The following is a 2,862-nucleotide window of genomic DNA, read 5'->3' as shown; positions in this document are numbered from 1 at the left end:
CCTGGGCGTCCTCCACCAGGCGGATGATCCGCGCCAGCACGCTTTCCGCGCCGAGGGCCAGGGTACGCACCAGCAGCCGGCCTTCGCCGTTGATGGCGCCGCCGGTGACTGCGTCGCCAGGCTGCTTCGGCACCGGCAGGCTTTCACCGCTGATCAAGGCTTCGTCGGCGTGGCTTTGGCCTTCGACCACTTCGCCGTCCACCGGGAAGCGTTCGCCGGGTTTGACCAGCACCAGGTCATTCAGCTTGAGGGCGGTGATGGCGACGTCCTGCTCGCGGCCGTCGATTACTTGAATCGCCCGCTCGGGGCGCAAGGCTTCCAGGGCGCGGATGGCGCTGGCGGTCTGGCGCTTGGCGCGGCTTTCCAAATATTTGCCCAGCAGCACCAGGGCGATCACCACCGCCGAGGCTTCGAAATACAGGTGGGGCATTGTGCCGGCGGACGCCGTGAGCCATTCATAGATACTCAGACCGTAACCGGCGCTGGTGCCGATGGCGACCAGCAGGTCCATATTGCCCGCTCCGGCGCGCACGGCTTTCCAGGCCGCGATATAGAAGCGCGCACCGAAGATGAATTGCACCGGGGTGGCCAGGGCAAATTGCACCCAGGCCGGGAGCATCCAGTGCAGCCCGAACGGTTGCACCAGCATCGGTAGCACCAACGGTGCGGCGAGCAGGATTGCCAGCAGCAGCGACCAGCGTTCATGGCTCAGGCGTTGTTCCTGGCTGGCCTGGGTGGCGATTTCGCTTTGGGGCAGGGTGGCGGTATAGCCGGCCTTGTCGACGGCGGCGATCAGCACGCCGGGGTCCATCTGGCCGAGCACTTCAATGTGGGCGCGTTCGTTGGCCAGGTTGACGCTGACACTTTGCACCCCGGGCACTTTGCCCAGTGCCCGTTCAACCCGCCCGGCGCAGCTGGCGCAGGTCATGCCGCTGATCGGCAGGTCGAAGGTGGTGGATCCGTTCATGGGCAGTACTCCAGGAGAGATTGCCCCTAGGATCAACCTTGACCTGTGGGGAAGGTCAAGGCGTTAGATCAATGTTTCAGTATTCCAGTGCGGCCGGTTTCAGGTACATGCCGTCCGGCCCTTGCGCGATACGCAACTTGCGCACGTCACCCGCCTTCAACGTAATGTTTTGCGCCGGTGGTGCGAGCATGCCCGGCAAGCAACCCTGGGATTGCCCCGGCAACAACTTCAGGCGCAACGACACATTCCCGGCCGGCAAGTTGAAGGAGGTGGCCTGCTCCTGGAACAGCCGCCCGGCCAACTGGTCCTGGATGTACAAGCCAATCTCGCAGTTGGTTGGCACTTCCAGGCGCTCCCGGGAAATGATCAGCACCGCATAATCTTCATCTGCGCTGGCCGGTGGCACAGTAGCAAACAAGCCCATCAGGCTGACAAGGCCAAAAAATGACCAGCGCATGGCGAATTCTCCGAGGTTCACATCGTGGATAAGTGCAGCTTGGCCGAGGGCGCGAATGAATGCCAGCCCGGCCGATGTTTTCAGAACTTGACCTTGCCATCGTGGCAAGGTCAACACTGCGGGCAACCTCATTAAAGGAGTCATGTCATGCAAGTATTCAGCGTTGAAGGAATGACCTGCGGCCACTGTGTCCGCTCGGTAACCCAGGCGGTGCAGGATAAGGACCCGGCGGCCAGCGTGCGCGTCGACCTCGCGACAAAGGAAGTCGGCGTGGAAAGCAGCCTGCTGTCGCCGGCAGAGGTGATCAACCTGATCAGTGAAGAAGGCTACAGCGCCAAGCTCGCCTGACTTTTTGAATAGTTAGCGAGCTAACTTAATGTTCAAGGCACCCGAGCCCGGCTAGACTGTTGGGCTGCCGACTCACCTGGGTGCCTGATGAACCTTCGTATAATCCTGATCTTGGGGGCCTTGAGCGCGTTCGCGCCGCTGGCCATCGACTTCTACCTGCCGGGTTTCCCGGCCATGGCCGTGGCATTCGGCACCGACGAAAAACATATTCAGCTGACCTTGGCCGTGTACTTCACGGGCCTGGCGATCGGCCAGTTGATCTATGGACCGCTGGCAGACCGTTTTGGCCGGCGCGGGCCGCTGCTCAGCGGCGTCACCCTGTTTACCCTGGCGTCCTTCGCCTGTGCGTACGCGCCGTCCCTGGAATGGCTGATCGGCGCGCGTTTCGTCCAGGCCCTGGGCGGCTGCGCGGGCATGGTGATCTCGCGGGCGGTGGTCAGCGATAAATGCGACGCGGTGGGCTCGGCCAAGGTGTTTTCCCAACTGATGCTGGTCACCGGGCTGGCGCCGATCCTCGCGCCGCTGGCGGGCGGGGTGATGGTTGGCGTCTGGGGCTGGCAGTCGATCTTCCTGGCGCTGACGGTGTTCAGTGTGATGGCGGCCATTGCGGTAGCAGTCGGGCTGCCGGAAAGCTTCCCGGCCCATCAACCGCGCCAGCCGCTGTCAGGCGCACTGCGCCAGTACGGCCGGTTGCTGTCGGACCGGGTGTACCTGGGCTATGCCTTGACCGGCGGCATCTCGATTGCCGGTATGTTTGCCTACATCGCGGGCTCGCCCTTCGTCTTTATCAAGCTCTATGGCGTGCCCGCCGAACACTATGGCTGGGTATTCGGCTCGAATGCCGCGGGCTTTATCCTGGTGGCACAGGTCAATGCGCGTTTGCTCGCGTCGCGTGGCCCGGCATTTTTGCTGTCGCGCACGGTGTGGGTTTACCTGGCGGCGGGTCTGTCGTTGCTGGCAATTACTGCGCTGCGCACGGACGCTTTGTGGCCACTGCTGGTACCGCTGTTTATCTGCATCGCCAGCCTGGGCTGCATTTTGCCCAATACCTCGGCCTGCGCCATGAGCGGGCAGGGCGCTCGGGCGGGCA

Annotated in this window: 4 protein-coding genes; 2 read left to right on the top strand and 2 right to left on the bottom strand. The window is 63.1% G+C overall.

What is annotated here, in order from left to right; translation table 11 throughout:
• Both HX846_RS22230 and HX846_RS22225 read right to left on the bottom strand, forming a co-directional pair.
• Positions 1-967 (bottom strand): cation-translocating P-type ATPase (locus tag HX846_RS22230; RefSeq protein WP_178966102.1); only part of this gene is annotated, 967 nt, incomplete at its 3' end.
• A gap of 76 nt (positions 968-1,043) precedes the next feature.
• Positions 1,044-1,424 carry a hypothetical protein gene (locus tag HX846_RS22225; RefSeq protein ID WP_177049188.1) on the bottom strand — a complete coding sequence of 127 codons (381 nt, stop codon included), beginning with the start codon at positions 1,422-1,424 and terminating at the stop codon, positions 1,044-1,046.
• Between the two features lie 147 nt (positions 1,425-1,571).
• Between HX846_RS22225 and HX846_RS22220 the strand changes: the two genes are divergently transcribed.
• Positions 1,572-1,772: a heavy-metal-associated domain-containing protein gene (locus HX846_RS22220; RefSeq protein ID WP_003211150.1), complete on the top strand. Its 201-nt coding sequence runs from the start codon at positions 1,572-1,574 to the stop codon at positions 1,770-1,772.
• Positions 1,773-1,859: 87 nt separating this feature from the next.
• Positions 1,860-2,862 (top strand): multidrug effflux MFS transporter (locus tag HX846_RS22215; protein ID WP_178966101.1); only part of this gene is annotated, 1,003 nt, incomplete at its 3' end.

The organism is Pseudomonas sp. K5002 (genome assembly GCF_013386655.1).
Lineage (GTDB): Bacteria > Pseudomonadota > Gammaproteobacteria > Pseudomonadales > Pseudomonadaceae > Aquipseudomonas.
This window is presented reverse-complemented; position numbering and strand designations above follow the sequence as displayed.

Coding starts and splice junctions, on each gene's coding strand:
- HX846_RS22220 (WP_003211150.1), top strand. CDS start 1,572: ATGCAAGTATTCAGCGTTGAAGGAATGACCTGCGGCCACTGTGTCCGC.
- HX846_RS22225 (WP_177049188.1), bottom strand. CDS start 1,424: ATGCGCTGGTCATTTTTTGGCCTTGTCAGCCTGATGGGCTTGTTTGCT.